Genomic DNA, 20,289 nt, shown 5'->3' with positions numbered 1-20,289 from the left:
AAATACAAAGCCAAGACTTATGGGGTTAGCGAGCATGCATGACCTTCGCACAGCGCGGGCAGAGCTCATCAGGCTCTTTTGCGTTAAATTTCCAGCATCTAGGGCATTTGTGTTTAGAGGATTTTACGAGGCGGAAAATTTCATCGTTTATCTTAAACTCCGCCAGAGCTTCCTGGCTTTGCAGAGTGTCCACGTCGCTTACCATGAACCAATCCGCTACGCCTAGGATGTCGTTTGATAAAATTTCGTTCGAGCTCGTCTGTAAAACCAGCTCAAGCGTCGATTTGATGATCTTGTCTTTTTTCAGCGCGTCGATGAGCTCGAAAAATTTCTCCCTCGATTTGATTAAAATTTCGTCGAATTCTATGAAATCGTCAAATTCTATCGGCTTGTAAATCAAGTCGAAAGCGTCTTCCTTGCCCTCTTTGATGATACTCGGCGCAAACTGCATCGCTTCGTCGATCGTGTAGGTTAGCGTAGGCGCGATCAGAGGCAGCAGCGCTCGCGTAATCAGAGCGATTGCGCTTTGCGCGCTTCTGCGGCGCGGCTCGTCGGGTGCGTCGCAGTAGAGCCTATCTTTGCAGATATCAAGATAAATTCCGCTCAGATCGGCGCTTAAGAAATTTAGTAAGGCGTTGAAGCCCTTTGAAAAATCGTAGTTTCTAAACGCCGCTTCCGCGCTCGCAAAGGCGTTTGCCGCGCGCGTTAGGATCCAGCGGTCAAGCCGCGTAAAATTACTCGTCTCGATCTCATTTAAATCGCTGGTGCTTGCGAGCAGAAATCTTATAGTATTTCGGATCTTGCGGTACTGCTCGCTTACCTGCTTTAGGATATTGTCGCTGATCTTCAGATCGGTCGAATAATCGCTCATCGCGACCCACAGGCGTAAAATTTCCACGCCGTGGCTCTTTGCGACCTCTTGCGGATAGACGACGTTTCCGACGGACTTGCTCATCTTTTGACCCTTCTCATCGACGGTAAATCCGTGTGTGAGGATGCTCTTGTACGGCGCGCATTCGTTAATCGCGCAGCTTAGAAGCAGTGAGCTTTGAAACCAGCCGCGGTGTTGGTCGCTGCCCTCAAGATACATATCCGCGGGGAATTTGCCCGCATCGTAGGCGCCGCTTTGCAGCACCGCTTTCCACGTCGAGCCGCTATCGAACCAAACGTCTAAGATATCCATCACCTTTTCTAAATTTTCAGGCTTATAGCCGCTATCCTGCGGCAAGAGCTCCGAAATTTCCATCTGCCACCAAGCATCCGCGCCTTTGGCTTTAAAAATTTCGTAGATATTATTTAAAATTTTTTCATCAAAGATCGGCTCTTTGGTGCTTTTGTCGCGGAAAAACGCGATCGGCACGCCCCAGTCCCTCTGGCGCGAAATACACCAATCGGGGCGGTTTTCTATCATCGAGGTAAGGCGGTTGATGCCGCTTTGCGGATAAAATTTAACCCCTCCGATCTGCTCTAGCGCCACCTGACGCAGCGTCTTGCCGCTAGGCATTGACTCGTCCATCGCGATAAACCACTGCTTCGTCGCGCGGTAGATTACCGGCTTGTGCGTGCGCCAGCAGTGCGGATAGGAGTGGACGAATTTACCGGATTTGATAAGCGCGGGGCCTAGAAGCTCTAAAATTCTCTCGTTTGCTTTGAAAATATGCATCCCCACGAGCTCATCTACGACGTCTGCGCGGAAGAGTTTTTTGGTTTTAAGGGTTTGATCGAAACAGCCGCCCTCATCTACCGGCATCAGCACTTCGATGCCGTATTTAAGCCCTACGAAATAATCGTCCTCGCCGTGCCCCGGAGCCGTATGCACGAGCCCGGTGCCGCCGTCCATCAGGACGTGCTCGCCGAGGATAAATTTCGAAGCTCTATCGTTTAGCGGGTTGATCGCGTTTAAGCCTTCAAGCTCGGTAGCCTTAAATTCTTTAACAATCTCGCCCTTGGTGATGCCCAGGCTTACGAGGCTTTCGACCAAAGGTTTTGCAAGGATCAAATTTTCGCTCGTCAGCGCGTAAATTTCATTCGGGTTCAAAGATATCGCGCCGTTTGCAGGCAGCGTCCAAGGAGTGGTCGTCCAGATGACCGCTTTGGCGCCTTTCGCGCCGATTTTAGCGTTCGCTTCACTGCTTAGATCGAACGCCACGAAGATCGAGTAGTCCTCTTTGTCTTTGTATTCGACCTCGGCTTCTGCAAGCGCGCTTTTCGCCGCCCAGCTCCAAAACACGGGCTTACTTCGCTCGATCAGAATTCCTTTTTTAGCGATCTGGCAGAGCGCTTTGTAAATTTCAGCCTCAAACTCAAATTTTAGTGTCAGATATGGATCGTCCCAGTCGCCTAAAATTCCCATATCTTTAAATTCATTGCGCTGCACGTCGATGAACTCTTTGGCGTGCTGTCTGCAAAGCTCGCGGATCTGCACTTTTGAAAGCGATTTTTTCTTATCTCCGAGTTTGATCTCTACTTGCTGCTCTATCGGCAGACCGTGGCAGTCCCAGCCCGGCACGTAGCGGATATCCTCGCCGAAGAAATAATGGGTTTTGGTGATGATGTCTTTTAAAATTTTATTCAGCGCGTGGCCGATGTGGAGGTGTCCGTTGGCATACGGCGGGCCGTCGTGGATATTAAAGCTAACGCTTGCGCCCTTGCGTTTAGCCTTCATCTTTTCGTAAATTTTACGCTGCTCGTACCATGCCTTAAACCGCGCAGGTTCGTTTTGCGGCAGTGCGCCTCGCATCGCAAAATCCGTAGTAGGAAGAAAGAGAGTATCTTTGTAGTCCATATTTGTACCTTTTCGTGTCTTAAAAAATTTGTGAAGTTTATCCAAAACGCCATTAAAAAGCTCTGAAAGAGCAGTCTGCGTTTATGCTATAATGTGCGAAAATTTAATGAGGGTCTTTATGAAAAATATCATCCTTGTAATCGGCGAGGAGATCCGCTATGACGCGGCTTTGATGAGCTATATTTCTCGCAGCTACGAGCAGGTTTTCGGGCGGATGGACGATCTGAAATTCTTAAGCGAAAACGATAAGGTTTTGCCCTTCGCGCTTGAAAAGATGATTGATTCGTACGATTTTATCACGATCTTTGCGGCAAACTCCGCTTACGCGGTCGTCGGTAAAATTTTATCGACACTCTCTTTCGATTCGCTCGAGCTAAAAAACGGAGAAACCCTAGCTCCCTCGATGGCGCACACGGTGGCGAAAAACAGCTTCCTGCTAAATGTCAGAGGCTGCTCGGTAAACGTGATCAAGGCGCTTTGCTTGCAGAGCCTGCCGCCGATCCTTCAAGACGCGCCGAGCGCGGGCGAGAGCTTTTATCTATTTGATTGCGAATACGAAAGCGTAAAGCAGCGCCTAGAAAGCCTCGCGATCAGTTATAAAATTTCGCTTACGATCAGTAGGCCCTGCTCCTTTTTGCTGCTAGTGCGCGCCAGTGCGATGAAATTCGGAGCGCTGGACGCGTTTTTGCAGAGCGTCGGCAAGTATTATGAGAGCTGCTACATCGAAGGCGGCGATTTTATGGGCTTCGTGGTGGATAGACTGCGCGAAATAGGCGCCAAGATCACCTTTGCCGAAAGCTGCACCGCAGGGCTCATCGCCGCAAAATTCGGCGCGGTTGCTGGCGTGAGCGACGTTTTTGACGGCTCGCTCGTAAGCTACGCCAACGAGATAAAAAATCTCTGGCTAAACGTAGGCGAAGATACGCTCGCTCGCTACGGCGCGGTAAGCGCGCAGACCGTGGGCGAGATGCTGGAGGGTGCGCTGCAAAGCAGCGGGGCGAGCTTCGCTCTTGCAGTAAGCGGTATCGCGGGCCCCGGCGGCGGAAGCGCGCAAAAGCCCGTAGGGACGGTCTTTATCGGCGCGAAGGAGCAGGGCGGCAAACAGATCGTCGGGGAATTTCATCTAAAAGGCGATCGAAACTACATCCGCGAACAGAGCGCCGATATCGCTATCTGCTTGCTTTTGAAGCTTAGAAGCGATCTGTTTTTCGGGCGGCTTCCAAGCGCGCCTGCGAGAGATGAAATTTAAAGGAGCGGATTTTGAAAAGACGAATTTTGAAAGGGTGCGGACGCGATTTAGCGCAGAATTTTATCCGAGCGAGCGGCGAGCTGGGCTTTAGACGGCCGCGAAATTCCGTTTCGACGGACGGCGGTGCGCGAAATTTTATTTCGGCATACGTTGGGCAGAATTTTATCTCGGCGGGTCGCGCTAGAAATTTTAATTTTATAAACGATTTTAGCTTTATAAATGCGGCGCGAAATTTTACTTTGGCGCTAGTCGCGGCGTGCGTTTTGAGCGGCTGCGACGGCGGGTCGGACGCGCAAGATCGCGAGCAAAACGCACGCTCGGAACAGAATTTTAGCGCGGGTAATCAAGGGCGAAATTTTAATAAAAGCGCGGATAGCTCGGGGCAAAATTCCGCTCAAAGCTCCACGCAAAATTCCACGCAAAGCTCCGTGCAAAATTCCATGTCGCAGGGCTTTGAGAGTAAGCAAAAATCCGATCTGAACTCTACGATAGACGAGCTTGCAAACGATGCTAAAGTTCTGGGCGAAGCCTTACAAAATTTGCAGAAAAAGGCGCCCGAAGTCTTGAACGATTTCGCCGCTCGCAACGCCGATAGGACCAAGGATCTGTTAAAGCAGGGCGAGGCGGCGGCACGCGAGGCGGGCAAAAACCTCGATAAGATGGGCGAAAGCCTGCAAGGTATCATCAAGGACGCAAACGATAGCCTAGGTAAGGTCTTGGAGGGCTTTGGCGTGCAGCCCAGACAGGAGCCGCGCGGCGGGCGCTCGCAGGAGCGCGATGATAATTCAGATCCTAAAGAGGCGGCTGGTAGGCAAAGTTTTAGAATTTAAGCAGCGCTAAATTTACTCAAAATTTTTTGTTGCAACTACCACCCGCAGGAAAGCGGCAAGTCTTCACAGGAGTGTGACGAGCCTGCTCGAAAGAGGGCAGACACTCATAAGAGCGCGATGAGCACCCACAGCCCGACGACGGAACCGATGGACAAAGCTTTAGAATTTAAGCGGCACTAAATTTCGCTTCAATTTGTTTGTTGCGGCGAATGCTTGCAGAGAAGCGATGCCAAATTTTATTAAAATTTCCCCTGCGCGGCGGCTTCGTTAAAATTTTACTCGCGCGAGCTTCCGCAATGGAATATGAATATTTGCAAAGAAGTGATAAACCTCTGTAAAACGCGACGAGTGCCCCAAGGGCAAGCATTTCTAAAATAAAGCGCGAGTAGTGGATGAAGTTTGGAATTCAAAGCTCGCGCTCTTTGAAACTGCTGTAAAGATAAGCGGGTGGTGGCCGGTAAAGCTTTAGAATTTAAGGCTGCTTGCGATAAAACGAGAAAAATTTTACGAAGTAGGGCTATAATGCGCCCCGCAATTTCAAATTTAAAGGATAGAAATGAAAACTCTCATTATTTTAGCTCATCCAAATATCGCAAACTCGCTCGTAAACCGCCACTGGAGGGATGCTGTGCTAGCCCATCCTGATAAGTTCGAGCTTCATGATCTTTACGCGCTTTATGCGGATTTTAAAATCGATGTGGAAAAGGAGCAAAAACTGCTCGAAAGCCACGATAAAATCGTGCTTCAGTTTCCGTTTCGTTTTTCAAACTGCACGCCGCTTCTTAAGCAGTGGTTTGAGGATGTTTTTACGCGCGGCTGGGCTTATGGCGCAGAGGGCGGCGGCAAACTTAAGGGCAAAAAATTCGCGCTTGCGATCTCACTTGGCGCGACCGAGGCAAACTACTCTAAAAATGGCATCGTGGTCTTTAGCGTGGATGAGGTGCTAGCGCCATTTAAGGCTACATTTAATTTCGTCGGCGCAACGACTATGCCTAATTTCGTCTCATACGGCTTTACTTACGATAAAAGCGAGCAAGCCGTAGAAAATAGTGCGAAAAATTATATAAAGTATTTAAATAAGCTTTAAATTCTTTGTTTTTCTAGTCGACCGCCGCGCGTAAAGCTTTAAAATTTTATGTAAGTGGCGTGGCTGATTTTTTTAAAATTTTCGCTCAAAAAGCTCAATTTTAATCTCAAAATTTTTAAATTTTACTCTAAAATTCCGCTCGCGCTTCGTATGCGAACTCAAATGAAATTTCAAGTCTAAATTTGAGCCCCGCTCTTAAATTTTAAAATTTTATCAGAGATTTTTTTATACAATTACGGCTGAAATTCGGCCCAAAAAAGGAGAGGGAATGTATAAGCTAAAGCATCTTCTTAGCGCGCAGGATCTGAGTCGCGAGGACATCTACGACTTTATAGATCTGGCGCGCGAGTTTAAAGCGCTCAACCGCTCTGACGTCAAAAAATCCGACTCGCTTCGCGGCAAGACGGTCATCAACGCGTTTTTTGAAAACTCCACCCGTACCCGCACTAGCTTTGAGATCGCAGCCAAGCGCCTGGGCGCAGACAGTGTAAATTTCACCGCTGCAGACAGCAGCACGAAAAAGGGCGAGACGTTGATCGACACTATTAGAAATATGCAGGCGATGCGCACGGATATCTTCGTGCTGCGCCACAGCTGCTCGGGCGCGGCGAAATTCGTCGCGGCCAACTGCGACGCATCGATCGTAAATGCGGGCGACGGGCTGAATGAACACCCGAGCCAGGCGCTGCTGGATCTTTTTACGATAAGCGAGCACAAGGGCAGGATCGAGAATTTAAACGTCGCGATCATCGGCGATATATTTCGCTCGCGCGTGGCTAGAAGCGACATCTGGGCGATGAAAAAGCTCGGCATAAATGTGCGGCTCTTCGGCCCTCCGATGATGCTGCGCGACTGCGACGCGTTCGGCTGTCCGATATGCAAAAGCGTAGAGGAGGCGATCGAGGGCGCCGACGTCATCATCATGCTTAGAATTCAACTTGAGCGGCAAGACGGCGAGCCGAGCTTCCCGAGCGTGCGCGAGTACTCGAAATTTTTCGGACTTACCGCAAGGCGCATGCAAGCGGCGAAAGAGGGCGTTATGATAATGCACCCAGGCCCGATCAACCGCGGCGTGGAGATCAACTCCGACGTAGCCGACGATCCGCGCTATAGCTGCGTTTTAGATCAGGTAGAAAACGGCGAGGCGATGCGAATGGCGATACTTCATACGATAAATTTAAATAGGAGCGCACGATGAAAATTTTGATAAAAAACGGCACGATCGTTAATTGGGGCGGCAGCGAGGAGGCAAACGTCCTGATCGAAGGTGATAAAATTTCAAAGATTACGCGCGAGTGTCCCGCCGCAGATCGCGTCATAGACGCTGCGGGCAAGCTCGTGATGCCGGGGCTTATCGATATGCACGTGCATTTTAGAGATCCGGGGCTCGAATACAAAGACGACGTCATCAGCGGCAGCGAAACTGCGGTCGCAGGCGGCGTGACGACCTGCCTTCCGATGGCAAATACTAGGCCCGTAAACGATAACTCCAGCATCACTCGCGCGATGATCGCTAAGGCCAAACAGCGCGGGCTTATCGATCTGCTACCGATAGGCGCGATCTCGCAGGACTGCAAGGGCGCAAAGATCGTCGAGATGGGCGATATGCTGGAAGCCGGCTGCGTGGCTTTCAGCGACGACGGGCTGCCAGTGACCGACAGCTCCGTGATGCGACAGGCGCTCGAATACTCCGCTCACTTCGGCTCGTTCGTGATAAATCACAGCGAGGATTGCTCGCTTTGCCACGGCGGCGTGATGAACGAGGGTAAGGTTAGCGCAATCCTCGGTCTAAAGGGGATGGCGAGCGAAAAAGAGGAGATCATGATCGCGCGCGATCTGCTGCTTGCCAAAAAGACGGGCGGCCACATCCACATCGCGCACGTAAGCTCGGCGTGGTCGCTAAAACTCATCGAGCAGGCTAAGCGCGAGGGCATCCGCGTCACCTGCGAAGCTACGCCGCATCACTTCACCTTCGACGAGCGCGAGCTGATGGGATACGATACGAATTTTAAAATGTCGCCGCCGCTTCGCACCCAAAGCGACGTGCAGGCGATCAGAGAGGCGCTTAAAAGCGGCCTGATCGACGCTATCGTGACCGATCACGCACCGCACAACACCGACGATAAATTTGTCGAATTTGATCACGCGCCGTTTGGAATTCTAGGGCTTCAAACCCTCGTGCCGCTTACGTTGCGGCTAGTAACCGAGGGCGTCATCAGCCTTGAAGATATGGTGCGGCTGTGCTCGTTTAACCCGGCTAAAATTCTAAATTTAAAAGACAAAGGGGAGATCAAAGAGGGCTTTTTGGCCGACGTCGCGATCATTGATCCGCAGATTTCCTACGTTTACGACGAGGCGCTAAATAAGTCCAAATCGCGCAATTCGCCGCTTTTCGGCAAGCAGCTTACGGGTGCCGCGGTATGCACGATCAAAAGCGGCCGCGTGGTGTATGAGTTTCCAAACGTCGTAGCGTAGGGTGCTTGCGGCGTAGGGCTTGCGATCGGCGACTTGCGGGCAGAGCTTGCGAGTGGTAGCTTGCCGACGAGCGGCATTCGTAGCGCAAATGGCGCTATTACTTAATTTTAAATTTAGCTAGTTTGGGCGCAACGGCTTGCTTTTAAAATTTTGCGGTGCGATCGGTTTATTTTAAATTTGGCGGCAGCGTAGGCGCAGCGACTTGTCTTTAAAATTTCATAGCGCGAGCGCGATTGGAATTTCTTTAAAGCGGTTTGTCATTTTTAAAGTGCGCGTAAATTTAACCCGCATCGCCTTACCTGTGTCGCTCGTAGATTTCGGTTTCGGAATGTTATCCATGCCCGTGCGCGAGCTGCTCTAAATTTATAGCGGCACCTTTTTCGATGCGGCGGCGGCTTTTAAATTTATGTTCGCGGCGGTTGGGAATTCTATCTTTGCGCAGATTTGTTTTTGCTTTGCGCGCAAATTTTATCGTGATTAAATTTATCGCTAAGGCGCAAAATTTTAAAATTTTGCCGCCGCTATCTTTTGGCGCGGAACATAAATAATCCGCCGCATGAACGGGAAGATCGAAATTTAAAGGATATCTATAAACGGCGAAGTGTATCTTTCGTGCGCGCTGTGAGTCGCGCTAAAATCAGCTCTGCGCGGCAATCCTAAGCCGCCGCTGCAAGATCAAAAATATATAAAATATTTAAATTTTGAATTTGCAAAGGAGCATTTCCGCACCGCAGAGGGCGCGAGCCGCGCAGCGCATGGTGGCGTAAACGACGCAAGTAAAGCTGCGGAGCGAAAAGATGCGTACGGCGCAGTGCAGAGCAGTGCGACGGACGAAGCCAGAGAAAGTGGCGAGGCAGTGAAACAAAAGCGCACGAACAGCAAAGAAGCGGCAAATGAAAAAGCGGCGAGAAAAAAAGGCGCCGACGAAAGCACGGACTTGCCACTTTTGCAAAAAGCGCGCAAATTTTTTACCGAGCAAGTCGCGCAAAAAGAGTGCGAGGACGAGCCGATCTCCGCACGGCAGCGTTGGATAGAGCAATGCCTAAAGCTCGGTCTGAAGGACGCGGGGCTTAGTATTTTAACTTTCGCAAAAAATAGAGCGCTTTTGGGCTTTTCGGGGATGAACGTAAACGGCATCGTTTGCCGCTTTGAGGACTTTAACGGCGTTTTTACGCCTGATTGGAAATACGATCGCGACAAAAAGGCTTGGTATGTGAAATACGTCGAGCGCCTTTGGCGCGGGATGCCGCGGGATGCGCTAAGCGCGCGCGATAACAGCGCAGAATTCGAGAATGTTTTAGTGCAAATTAGGGATTTTGCGAGCAAGATAGGCTGCGAAAACTTCGCGCAGACGTTTGATAATGCGCTTAAGACGCTGCGGGGCGAAGTCGCCGCGAGCGAGTATTACGCCGTTTCGTTTGCAGCGCTGCCGCAGCCGAGCTTGAGGGCGTTTGCCGCAGCGGGGATCGCCGATGTATTCGATGCGATGGGCTCTTGGGACGATGAGCCGCCGTCTATGGCGCAAGAAATGGGGCTCGGGGACGAATATGACCGCCTCTCGGACGAGCTCTTGGCTCAGAAAAACTTAGCGATTTTATTTGCGATAAATGGCTGGTAGAGCTTTGGCGCAAGAGCTAGAAATCACGCTAAGCCTATTTGACGATAAAACGGCGATCAGCGGCGCGCGAAATTTAGCAAATAAGCCTCGCGCGCCGGTTGCGGCACGGAAGGACTGCGCGCTTATTTCTGTGTAAGCACAAAGAAATTCGCACCGCTTGAGCATTGATTGCGCGAGTCATTTAAACAGCGACTGCAGCACTTTGCGAGCCAAATTTATACCGTTAAACAGCAAACATATGCCCGATAGATAGACTTACATCCGAGCCTCTACGCTTATTTTTACGTTCGCGCGCGTAAATACAGATCAGCAATATCTCAAAGCCGCCTGCGAGTAAATCGATATTTTTTCCGCTGCTTATTCTTTGCTAAAGCTGCTATCATAGACTTCGCTTCTATTTTTGACGCCGACTACCGGGATTATTAGCTCGTTATCTTTGATCTTGCAGATTATGCGGTATCCGCCGACTCTGTAACGCCAAAATCCCGTTAAATTATTCATTAAAGCCCTGCCCTCGTTCCTCGGATTTTCAAGAGTTTCTATCTCTTTTAGCTTTTTGAGTATCTTTACGCTCACGCTTTTATCTAACTTTTTAAGCTGTTTCAGCGCATTTTCGCTAAATTTGGCTCTCATATTTTTACGCTAAGCTCGCGTGCGGCTTCATCTATCGTAAAAAACTGCGGCTCGGGGTCATTTTCTATAGTTTTTAACTCTTCCACGGCGTCCATATAGTCGCTCATATCCTCCAAAAATTTCTTGATAGCCTCCTGTATGTAAAAGCTCTTCGTGCGTTTGGCGTCCTGTGCCAGCTTTTCGAGTTTGCTTCCTATATTTTCATCTAGTCTTACTGAGATTTGCATCATTTCCCCCTTTGCATTATTTGCATTACAAGTCTTATAGCGCAAAAATAGTAGATAAATTTTAAATTTATAAAGGCGTAACGGTAAATTTAATCAAAATTTTGCCGATGAAGTTAAATTTTTATGACGAATCCCGCTGTCAAAGTGAAATTTAGCGAAATTTAGGCAGTTAAATTTCAAAGTGAAATAGTCCAAATTGAACGCCCCCGGTTTAAAATTTAAGTCTATCATTTGTTATGAGCTAGCCGATAGCTCCAAAGTAGTCAGAACAATCCGAGCGGCTAAATTTAACTGCTCAAATTTAAACCGTAAAAGCCTAAGCCTCTATCGTCGCGGGTCTATCAAAGGCCGTTATACTCGGCAGTTCGCCTTTATATTTCTCGATCTGCGCCATGCTCGTGTGCGCGGTGTTGCTTTGCGAGAGTTGCGAGCTAGGCACGTCCTTGGTTAGCACGTTTATGTTGCCGTGTTTACATAGGCTACGCTCGCCCCAGACGGCCGGGTCGTACCACGCGCCCTCGCTTACGATCACGACGTTATCTTGCGCGGTGTCGCTCACCAGCGCGCCGCAGAGGATCTCGCCTCGGTCGTTATAGATCCTTACCACGTCGCCTGTTTTGATACCGCGCGCCTTTGCCGTGGCTGGGCTAATTAGCGCGGGTTCGCGGCCCGCGATCTCGGTGTAGTTGCGGATGAGCGAGTTGTTTAGCTGCGAGTGGAGCCTAAATTTAGAGTGCGCGCCGCTGATAGCGATAGGATACTTGCTCACGTCGCCGCCCAGCCACTCAAACGGCTCCATCCACGTCGCGTGCGGCGGACAGTCGGGATAGCCTAGCTTTTCGACCGCTTCGGAGTAGAGCTCGATCTTGCCCGACGGGGTTTTTAGCGCGTTTTTCTCGGGATCGGCGCGGAAGTCTGAGTAGTTTGTGAAGTACCGCTTTTTCTCGTCGATTTTATCAAATTTAACGTAGCCTTTTTGCCAAAACTCCTCAAATTTCGGCATCGCTATGCCCATGCTCTCGGCTTTTGCAGCAGCATCCGCGTAAATTTCCTTCACCCACTCAAGCTCCGTTTTGCCCTCGCTAAAGGCCTGCTCGTACTCCTCGCCCCACTGCGCGCAGATGAGCCGCGCGATCTCAAAGTCGCTCTTACTCTCGCCCGCAGGCTTTACTAGCGGTTTAATCGCAAAGAGGTATTCGCTAGTCGAGTTTGCAAACTCTATATCCGTGCGCTCGCACTCAAGAGCAGCTGGCAGCACGATGTCGCTGAGCCTCGCTGTACTCGTCCAAAAGGGCTCCGCGGTGATGATCGCTTCGATCTTTTTCATCGCTGCGACCGCGCGGTTGGTATCGGGATGGCGGGTGAAGGTCGAGCCGTTGGCGTTAAACATCACGCGGATGTGTGGCATAACGTACTTTTTGCCGTTGCGCTCGATCTGCTTACCCGGCTCCATGATCGCGTCTATGAGCCTGCTGTTTGGTATCTCGTGATATTTAGCCTTAGCTAGCTTGCCTTGCGGGGCGATGTATTTTTCGTTTACCGCGGGATTAAAGGCCTGAAGCTTTGGCGCGATGAAGCTGATATCGGCGTTTTTATGCATCTGATCGTTCATCACGTAGCCACGCCCGGTCTTGCCGATGTCGCCTAGCATCGCCGCTAGCGTGATTAGCGCCCAGTACGCCATCTCGCCGTGATGCTGACGCTGTATCGCGTAGCCGGTAACTATGAGCGTGTCTTTTTTAGCCAGCGTACCCGCTAGATTTTTTAGCTCCTTTTCGCTCACGCCGCAAATTTTGCTTGCCCACGCAAGATCTTTTTTCACGCCGTCCTTCGCGCCGGTGAAATACTCTTTAAATTTATCAAAACCGACCGTATAGCGCTCAATAAATTCTTTGTCGTAAAGCCCGTTTTCGTAAAGATATTCGCAAAGCCCGATCAGCATCGCCGTATCGGTGCAAGGGCGCACGGCGAGATAGTGCGCGCCGAAATACTCCGCCGTTTCGTTGCGGTAAACATCGACGCTGTAAATTTTCATCTCGCCTTTTTTAAATTTATCCTTCATAATCTCGTAGTAGGCGTAGGAGTTGTGCATCGGTACGCCGATAGCGATCTTGTTTGAGACGACGGGATTCGTGCCCCAAAATACGATCGTTTTGGCCTCCTTTATCACGCCCTCCCAGCGCGTCGGAGCGTGCGTAGGATCGATAGAACCGGTCACGTGAGGCAAAAACGCCGTCGCCGCGCCGTATGAGTAGCCGCCAAGCTCGCTCACGTAGCCTCCTAGCGCGTTTAGCATGCGCTTTGCGGTGCGCTGAGAGTGGCCGACCTTACCGAGACTGCCCCACTGATAAAGCTGCCCGTAGATGGCCTCCGAGCCGTATTTATCGAAGTTTTCTTTTAAAATTTTAGCGCTTAGCTTTATCGCCTCGTCCCAGCTAACGCGCACGAAGGGCTCTTTGCCGCGAAGCTGCGGCTTTGGATTTGAGGGATCGGCTAGGAAGCTCTTGCGCACGTATGGGTATTTCACGCGCGTTTCGTTTTGGATATGATCGCTTAGAGCGTTGTTTAGCACCGTAGGCATCGCATCGCCCTCAAACGGCTCGGTGCCCACGACCCTGCCGCCGATGGTTTGGACGTAAAACGCGCCGAATTTATTCGCGCAAAGCCCCATCTGCTCGTCAAATATAGCCTGCGCCGCCGCGTCAAATTGCTTTGCCTGCGCTGAAGCTGCCGCGAGCGCGCCTAGTTTTAGAAAGTCTCGTCTTTTCATGGTTGTCCCCGTTAAATTTAAATTTGTTGGTTGATTTGGTTTAAATTTAGCGGAATTTATGCGGTTGAGTTTTGCATGGTTTGCCTTTTAGTGTATTACGCGACCTCGCGTCTTAGCGGTAATTTTACGAAATTTAGGCTTAATTTGCCATTTATCTATGGCGTCGCGATGGAATTCTATTAGAGCTAAGCACTAGATAAATTCCGCCGCGACTATTTGGGTCAAAAGCTATACGTAAGGCTTAGATTGAAGGTGCGCGGATCGCCGTAGATCATTCGATTAGAACCGATACCCTCAAAATAGCGCTTATCGGTTATGTTATCGACGTTTAGCTGCACATCTAGGTTTTTACTCGCTTTGTAGCCTAGCATTACGTTTGCAATCGTGTAAGCTTTCTGCTCGATCCTGCTGTATGGCGAGTCGGAATAAATCTTTGAGCGATACATCGCGCCTGCGCCGATTCTAAATGTGCCGATCTCATATTTTGCAAAAAGATTTGCGCTGGTGCGGGAGGAGTCGCTGGCGTAGATATTGCCGTCAGCATCTTTGGCTTTGTAGTGCGCTAGCCCCATGCTTAGGCTTAGTGCATCGGTAATTTTACCGTTTACATCCGCTTCAAAGCCCCTGCTGGTTACTCCGCGACCCTGCCTGTAAGCGTAGGAATTTGTGCCCGTGATATACTCGTCGGTGCGGATGCCGAGCTTATCTTGGATGATCTTAAAAACGCCCAGGCTTGCTTGCAGATCGCCGTCAAAATACTCGCCTTTGATGCCCGCTTCGTAGTCCTTGCCTTGGATGGGATCAAGATATTTATTGTTTTTGTCCTTGTAGGTTTGAGGTTTAAAAATACTCGTATAACTTGCATAAAGGGTATGATGATCGTCTAAATCATAGGTGATCCCTGCATATGGAGTAATTTCGCGGGTAAAATTTCTATTATCTGCTCCACCTGTAATTTTATATTTATAGTAACTCATCCGCGTTCCTAATAAGAGCTTTAAATCCTCGGTGATTGAGAGTTTATTCGCGGCATAAATTGCTTTTTGAATAGTTCGATCGGCATTATTTTGATCTACATACGGTAAGCGTGGATCTTCAATATGAAGGTTGTTAAAATTTATTCTAGTGCGCGCGGCATAAGCAAGGCCTGCCGGAGTGTTTCGACTATTCCAGTAGCTACTTACGTTATCAGATCCCTTTTTGTAGAGATTATACATCGCGCCAAATACGAATTCATGATCTTGTTCGAAAAATTCATAAGGGATATTCACATAGGCGTCGATATTGTGGATATTCTCTTCGCGCTTGTTAGCATAAACGCTAAGATCGGCGACGTTTCCGATGCCGCCAGGGCCTACCCTGCCGCCATAATAGAGCAAATTTGAATCGGTATGAGCGCGACGAAACGAATAACTCAAGCTTAAACTCGCCTCGTTTGAGAAATATTGTTTAAAATCGGCATAAAAATCAAGCGTAGAGATGTCGTATCGCGTCCAAGGCTGAGAGAAAATTTTGTTTTTGCCGAAGTGCGTGCGCGTGCCGTCCGAGTTAAACGCGGGCATTCCGCCCCAGCGCGTGCCATGTCGGCGTAGAGTCTGATAAAATGAGCCAAAGCTCAGCCTTGAATCGTCCGTTACATCGATATCTAATACGCCATAAACGGCAGTATTGCGACGATTGTAATAGTCCATATAAGAGTGCGATCGTTCATGCATAAACGCTAGGCGTCCGCGCACCGAACCGCTTTGATTGAGCGGGCTTTGCACATCGGTTTTAAGCCCGTATTTGTCGTATGAGCCGCCGTTTAGGCTGATGTATCCTTTCGGAACGGCGGAATCCGCGTGCTTGCGGATAAAATTTAAACTCGCGGCGGGATTTCCCGCGCCCGCCAATAATCCGTTCGCACCCTTTACTACCTCAACGCGCTCATATGGCAGTAAATTTAAATCGTTCGCCCCGAGGCTAAAACCTCCGAAGCTAGGCATCGAATCAAGCAGATAATAATCTATGCTAAATCCGCGCGCCGTAGGATAGAGCCTCTCATCCATACGCCCGCTCGTAATGCCCGCGATATTTCGCATCAGCACCTGATAATCGGTTATCCCCATATCTTTTAGCTTGGCTTCGGTCACCACGGTAAGAGACTGGGGCGTTTCTCTCGCCGTAAGATCGAGCCTGGTGGTACTTTTAACGAGCTTTCTAGCCTCATAATCTCTGTCGTCGCGACGGAGCTTTTGGGTATCTTGCACTTCTATGGTGCCTAAGTCCTCCGGGGTGCTCGCAGTGGCGTTATTTTCCGCATAAAGCGAAGTTAGCATATTTAACGCGACTACGAGCGAAAGAGATACTTTCTTCATAACTTTCTCCTTTTAGAATTTCTATTTTTTAAGGTTATGTAAAATCCGCAAATGCTTAAAAATAGGGGCGCAAGCCCCGCTAAAAACCATATAAGCTTCGTTATTGCGCCGTATGAGCCCGCATGGGCGCGACGAAAGCCGTCTTGAAGTTTGTCCGAAAAATCCGCATCGTTTATAAAGTCCGCTTTTAAAATTTCGCCTATATCTGATATCGTGATACGGCTCGCGTAAGGGCTTTGCAGCGGGTTTTGCCCCGCCTCGAAGCCGTATACGGTAAAAGCACCGCCCGGACAGAGCGGAAAGGCGATATAGGTGGAGCGGAATTCTTTAAATTTAACCGCTATCTGCGCTAAAGCCTCATCTAGCGTCGCAAGATTTTGCACCGCTTTCATGCTTACCGCTCCGTTTGATGCCGCGACGGTGGAATTTTGCTCGGTCTTAAAATTCTGCAAGACCGCGCCGCATGGATTTGCGAGCGGCTTGTAAGTTACCGCCCTTAGCTCCCACCATGCTCCGCTTATAGCTATAGCAAACATTAGGGGAGTGCTCGCGACTCCGATTAGGCGGTGAGTGCCGCGCATAAAATATATGGCCCGATCTAGCCTTAGCGAGAATAAGTTTTGCCAAAATTTTTTGTAGATAAAAAAGCCGCTAATGCCGATAAGTAGCGCGCTAAGCCCCACGATACCCGTAAAAATTCTACCGCCGCGACCTAAAAACAGCTCCGCGTGCAGTTTATTTATCGTGCCGATAAAGCCCTCATCTCGCGGCATGGGCGCGCCTTTTATCTCGCCGCTAAAAGCGTCTAAGTAAATTATGATCCGCTTTTGTAGCTTCTGCGAGAAAAGTCTGATTTTATCGGTCTTTGAAGCATCTTGCGCGATGCTCCAGCCCATGATCGCATACTCTTTAAATTTGGAATTTATCTCGGATTGCAAGGCGTTGAATTTCATTCTAACGGGGAATTTCGCCACGCTTTCTTGTGTCCTAAACACCTTGTCTTTCAGCAAAGCTTCATCGATCCGCTCCGCATAGACTAAAACCGAGCCGCTTATAGAAATGATTATAAGGGGTATGCAAAATATCAAAGATAGCCACAAATGAAATTTGCGCGAGATTTTGCGAAAGGATTTAGACAAAATTTTCCTTTTTTTGAAAATTATTTTAATTAAGACGGCGTGATTTTAGTGAAAATTGTATTAAAGCATCTTGAAAGTCGTTATAATTTTATAGCTAAAATTTTACGGCGTAAAATTTGCTTGAATGATTTATCTATAGAAATTTTAAAAGCTATTTTAAGATTTTAAGAGCCGAGCGAATATTAAAATTTTCGCGCACAGGAGAGTTTAAATTTAAAGCAAATTTCGGATTTTAAAATTTCAATATCACGCAGGGTCGTGTTTGGGTTGCAGGTGTGGACGATCAACGACTCAAGCGGCTTGCAAATTCCGCACTAGCCAAAAAAACTCTGCGTTGCAGCGATTTAAATCTTTTATCGCGAAATTTGCAATCACGCGATTAAAAGAATTTACCGATAAGCGCGTATCCCCACAGCGCGGCGTTGAGAAATAGGCTCATCATCACGGCCGTGCTTGCGGTGTCTTTGGCGCCTTTGGCTAGCGGGTGGATTTCGCTCGTGGCAAGATCAACCGCGCGCTCTATGGCGGAGTTTATGCACTCAAGCGCGATGGTAAAGACCGCGCCGAAGATCAAAAATAGATTTAGCACCGCGCCGAAATTCCAAAAAAATAGCGACAGCAGGAGCGGGATGAACACGCAAAGCTCGAGTTTGAAGCTACGCTCGCTGCGCAGCATCTCGGCAAGACCCGCCATCGCGTAGCCCCAGTTGGCAAAAAATCGGTATTTGGGCTGATTGCGCATAATTTTCCTTTAAATTTAGTCAAAATTTCGTATAATCATACCAAAATTTTTGCGCCAAAGGCTAAATTTGAAACTGATTAGTTGGAACGTAAACGGACTGCGCGCAGTGCTCGGCAAAGACGGCTTTGCGTGGCTTGCGGAGCAAAACCCCGATTTTTTGGGCTTGCAAGAGATCAAGGTGAGAGAAAAGGATGCTCCGAAGGGGCTTTATGAGCTCGGATTTTCTCAGATCGATCTAAATTCCGCCGCTCGCGCGGGATATTCGGGCGTGGCGAGCCTAGCGAAATTTAAAAGCGAGACGAGCAAGGCGCTGTTTTTTCCCGACGACGAGGGGCGCGTGCTGCAGCACCGCTTCGGCGATGTCGTGCTTTTTAATATCTATTTTCCCAACGGCCAAAAGGACGAGGCGCGGCTAGCCTATAAGATGGAATTTTACGCAAAATTCCTAGCCTACGCGCGTAGCCTCGCGGAGCAGGGGCTCGGGGTGATATTTTGCGGCGACGTAAATACCGCGCACCGCGAGATCGATCTTGCAAATCCAAAAGCAAACTCCAAAACCTCGGGCTTTTTGCCGATCGAGCGGGCGTGGCTCGATGAGGTGGAGGCGGCGGGCTTCATCGATACCTTCCGTGCCGTGCGCGGCGAGCTGCGGGACGCCTACTCGTGGTGGAGCTACCGCTTTAACGCGCGCGCCAAAAACGTAGGCTGGCGGATCGATTATTTTTTCATCTCGGCCAATTTGCGCTCGCGGCTAAAGGACGCTTTCATCCTAAGCGACGTGATGGGTAGCGACCACTGCCCCGTGGGCATCGAGATCGAAATTTAGCCGGGGCAACTTTCGCGCCTGCAAGCTTTGATCTTGCGCGGCTTGCGGATAAGGTGCGCGTAGCGGCGAGCTAATGCGCGGATTTAAAGAGGCGGTACGTAAAAACTGCGCGATAAAATTTTAAATTTAAGGAGAGAAAATGTTGAGCGATATCGAAATAGCAAATGCGGCGAAGCCGGATAAAATTTCAAACGTTGCGAAAAATTTGGGGCTTAGCGAGGATGAGATCGAGCTGTACGGCCACTACAAAGCCAAGCTAAATATCAAGCCGCGATCGCGCGCTTCGAAGCTTATTTTGGTCACGGCGACCAATCCGACGCCGTTTGGCGAGGGCAAGACGACGACCTCTATCGGTCTAGCCGACGCGCTAAGGCGTCTGGGCAAAAGCGTCTGCCTTGCGCTGCGTGAGCCGTCGCTGGGGCCGGTTTTTGGCATCAAAGGCGGGGCTGCAGGCGGCGGGTACTCGCAGCTGGTGCCGATGGATGATCTAAATTTGCATTTTAACGGCGATTTTCACGCGATCACCTCCGCAAACAATCTCATTTCGGCGGTCATCGACAACTCGCTGTATCAAGAAAACCCGCTAAAGATCGAGAAAATTTTATGGAAGCGCTGCATGGATATGAACGACCGCGCGCTGCGCCACATCACCGTAGGACAGGGCGGGCGCACCGACGGAGTGCAGCGCGAGGACGGCTTTAATATCACCGCGGCTAGCGAGATAATGGCGGTGCTGTGCCTCTCGAACGATCTTGCCGAGCTTAAAGAAAACATCGCAAACATTATGGTCGCCTACGATACGCAGGGAGAGCCGATATATGTGCGCGATCTGGGCTGCGCGGATGCCGTGGCGATCCTGCTAAAAGATGCGATAAAGCCTAATCTCATCCAAAGCCTAGAGCACACGCCTGCGCTCGTGCACGGAGGACCTTTTGCAAATATCGCGCACGGCTGCAACTCCATAATGGCGAGCAGGTTAGCTCTAAGTCTTGCCAATTACGCCGTGACGGAGGCGGGCTTCGGAAGCGAACTGGGGGCTGAAAAATTTATCGACATCAAGTGCCGCCGCGCAGGCATCGCTCCGGATGCCGCGGTGTTAGTTAGCACGATCCGTTCGCTTAAATACAACGGCGGCGCGGATAAAGAAAATATCGCGAGCCCGGATCTTGCCGCGCTTCAAAGAGGCATCGTAAATTTAGGCGGGCATATTGAAATTTTACAAAACTTCGGGCTAAATCCGGTTGTGGCGCTTAATCGCTTCAGCTTTGATAGCGACGAGGAGATCGCCTTCGTGCGCGAGTACTGCAAGCAGCGCGGCGTGCAGATGGCGATTTGCGAAAATTTCGCCAAAGGCGGCGAAGGCGCGCTTGAGCTAGCCCGCCTCGTCATAGATGAGTGCGAGCGCGCTAAGGAGCTGAAATTTGCCTACGAGCTTAGCGACGATACGGCGAGCAAGATCGAAAAGATCGCTACTAAAATTTACGGCGCGAGCGAGGTCATTTTCGAGCCCGAGGCGCAAAAGGCGCTACAGCACATCAAGGCCTTGGGGCT

Annotated in this window: 15 protein-coding genes; 8 read left to right on the top strand and 7 right to left on the bottom strand. The window is 49.8% G+C overall.

The window, feature by feature from the left end; translation table 11 throughout:
• Window positions 1-25: 25 nt before the first annotated feature.
• Window positions 26-2,785, bottom strand: a complete 2,760-nt coding sequence (gene ileS / locus Q0393_RS00105; protein ID WP_298976979.1) for an isoleucine--tRNA ligase — start codon at window positions 2,783-2,785, stop codon at window positions 26-28.
• A 118-nt stretch (window positions 2,786-2,903) separates the two neighbouring features.
• On the opposite strand from ileS, the gene Q0393_RS00100 reads away from it, so the two are divergent.
• The 6 genes from Q0393_RS00100 (at window position 2,904) to Q0393_RS00075 (ending at window position 10,044) form a co-directional block, all read left to right on the top strand.
• Entirely contained in the window at window positions 2,904-4,034 is a 1,131-nt protein-coding gene (locus Q0393_RS00100) for a CinA family protein (protein ID WP_298976978.1), read from the top strand.
• Between the two features lie 11 nt (window positions 4,035-4,045).
• The gene (locus tag Q0393_RS00095; protein WP_298976977.1) at window positions 4,046-4,864 is read left to right on the top strand and encodes a hypothetical protein; all 819 of its coding nucleotides are present in this window, start codon (window positions 4,046-4,048) and stop codon (window positions 4,862-4,864) included.
• Window positions 4,865-5,420: 556 nt separating this feature from the next.
• Entirely contained in the window at window positions 5,421-5,951 is a 531-nt protein-coding gene (locus Q0393_RS00090; protein ID WP_298976975.1) for an NAD(P)H-dependent oxidoreductase, read from the top strand.
• Window positions 5,952-6,219: 268 nt separating this feature from the next.
• Entirely contained in the window at window positions 6,220-7,149 is a 930-nt protein-coding gene (locus Q0393_RS00085; protein ID WP_297883145.1) for an aspartate carbamoyltransferase catalytic subunit, read from the top strand.
• Window positions 7,146-8,426, top strand: coding sequence for a dihydroorotase family protein (locus Q0393_RS00080; RefSeq protein WP_298976973.1), 1,281 nt, complete (start codon window positions 7,146-7,148; stop codon window positions 8,424-8,426). The genes Q0393_RS00085 and Q0393_RS00080 overlap by 4 nt, the downstream gene beginning before the upstream one ends.
• Window positions 8,427-9,237: 811 nt before the next feature.
• A complete protein-coding gene (locus Q0393_RS00075; RefSeq protein ID WP_298976972.1) occupies window positions 9,238-10,044 on the top strand; it encodes an RNA polymerase subunit sigma in 807 nt (268 codons plus the stop codon).
• A gap of 357 nt (window positions 10,045-10,401) precedes the next feature.
• Here the strand turns inward: Q0393_RS00075 and Q0393_RS00070 are convergent, their stop codons facing one another.
• The 6 genes from Q0393_RS00070 to Q0393_RS00045 all read right to left on the bottom strand — a co-directional run bounded on the left by Q0393_RS00070 (window position 10,402) and on the right by Q0393_RS00045 (window position 17,912).
• Entirely contained in the window at window positions 10,402-10,677 is a 276-nt protein-coding gene (locus Q0393_RS00070; RefSeq protein ID WP_298976971.1) for a type II toxin-antitoxin system RelE/ParE family toxin, read from the bottom strand.
• Complete coding sequence (locus Q0393_RS00065; protein WP_298976969.1) at window positions 10,674-10,904, bottom strand: TraY domain-containing protein; 231 nt, start codon at window positions 10,902-10,904, stop codon at window positions 10,674-10,676. The genes Q0393_RS00070 and Q0393_RS00065 overlap by 4 nt, the downstream gene beginning before the upstream one ends.
• Window positions 10,905-11,220: 316 nt before the next feature.
• A complete protein-coding gene (locus tag Q0393_RS00060; RefSeq protein WP_298976967.1) occupies window positions 11,221-13,674 on the bottom strand; it encodes a molybdopterin-dependent oxidoreductase in 2,454 nt (817 codons plus the stop codon).
• 221 nt (window positions 13,675-13,895) lie between these two features.
• Window positions 13,896-16,031 (bottom strand): TonB-dependent siderophore receptor, encoded by a 2,136-nt coding sequence (locus Q0393_RS00055; protein WP_298976965.1) that lies wholly within the window; start codon window positions 16,029-16,031, stop codon window positions 13,896-13,898.
• Window positions 16,028-17,170: a PepSY domain-containing protein gene (locus tag Q0393_RS00050; RefSeq protein WP_298976963.1), complete on the bottom strand. Its 1,143-nt coding sequence runs from the start codon at window positions 17,168-17,170 to the stop codon at window positions 16,028-16,030. The genes Q0393_RS00055 and Q0393_RS00050 overlap by 4 nt, the downstream gene beginning before the upstream one ends.
• A gap of 379 nt (window positions 17,171-17,549) precedes the next feature.
• Window positions 17,550-17,912: a diacylglycerol kinase gene (locus Q0393_RS00045; RefSeq protein ID WP_298976962.1), complete on the bottom strand. Its 363-nt coding sequence runs from the start codon at window positions 17,910-17,912 to the stop codon at window positions 17,550-17,552.
• Window positions 17,913-17,979: 67 nt separating this feature from the next.
• Between Q0393_RS00045 and Q0393_RS00040 the strand changes: the two genes are divergently transcribed.
• Window positions 17,980-18,738 (top strand): exodeoxyribonuclease III, encoded by a 759-nt coding sequence (locus Q0393_RS00040; protein ID WP_298976961.1) that lies wholly within the window; start codon window positions 17,980-17,982, stop codon window positions 18,736-18,738.
• 139 nt (window positions 18,739-18,877) lie between these two features.
• The coding region (locus Q0393_RS00035; protein ID WP_298976960.1) for a formate--tetrahydrofolate ligase at window positions 18,878-20,289 on the top strand (1,412 nt) is incomplete at its 3' end.

This window comes from uncultured Campylobacter sp., assembly GCF_938015785.1.
In the GTDB taxonomy this organism is placed as follows: Bacteria; Campylobacterota; Campylobacteria; order Campylobacterales; family Campylobacteraceae; genus Campylobacter_B.
Note: the sequence above shows the minus strand (reverse complement) of the source record. Positions and strands in the feature narration are given on the sequence as shown.

What these genes read in the sequence shown, in the direction of transcription:
- Q0393_RS00055 (WP_298976965.1), bottom strand. Translation starts at nt 16,031, where the DNA reads ATGAAGAAAGTATCTCTTTCGCTCGTAGTCGCGTTAAATATGCTAACT.
- Q0393_RS00045 (WP_298976962.1), bottom strand. Translation starts at nt 17,912, where the DNA reads ATGCGCAATCAGCCCAAATACCGATTTTTTGCCAACTGGGGCTACGCG.
- Q0393_RS00060 (WP_298976967.1), bottom strand. Translation starts at nt 13,674, where the DNA reads ATGAAAAGACGAGACTTTCTAAAACTAGGCGCGCTCGCGGCAGCTTCA.
- Q0393_RS00080 (WP_298976973.1), top strand. Translation starts at nt 7,146, where the DNA reads ATGAAAATTTTGATAAAAAACGGCACGATCGTTAATTGGGGCGGCAGC.
- Q0393_RS00065 (WP_298976969.1), bottom strand. Translation starts at nt 10,904, where the DNA reads ATGCAAATCTCAGTAAGACTAGATGAAAATATAGGAAGCAAACTCGAA.
- Q0393_RS00070 (WP_298976971.1), bottom strand. Translation starts at nt 10,677, where the DNA reads ATGAGAGCCAAATTTAGCGAAAATGCGCTGAAACAGCTTAAAAAGTTA.
- ileS (WP_298976979.1), bottom strand. Translation starts at nt 2,785, where the DNA reads ATGGACTACAAAGATACTCTCTTTCTTCCTACTACGGATTTTGCGATG.
- Q0393_RS00090 (WP_298976975.1), top strand. Translation starts at nt 5,421, where the DNA reads ATGAAAACTCTCATTATTTTAGCTCATCCAAATATCGCAAACTCGCTC.
- Q0393_RS00100 (WP_298976978.1), top strand. Translation starts at nt 2,904, where the DNA reads ATGAAAAATATCATCCTTGTAATCGGCGAGGAGATCCGCTATGACGCG.
- Q0393_RS00085 (WP_297883145.1), top strand. Translation starts at nt 6,220, where the DNA reads ATGTATAAGCTAAAGCATCTTCTTAGCGCGCAGGATCTGAGTCGCGAG.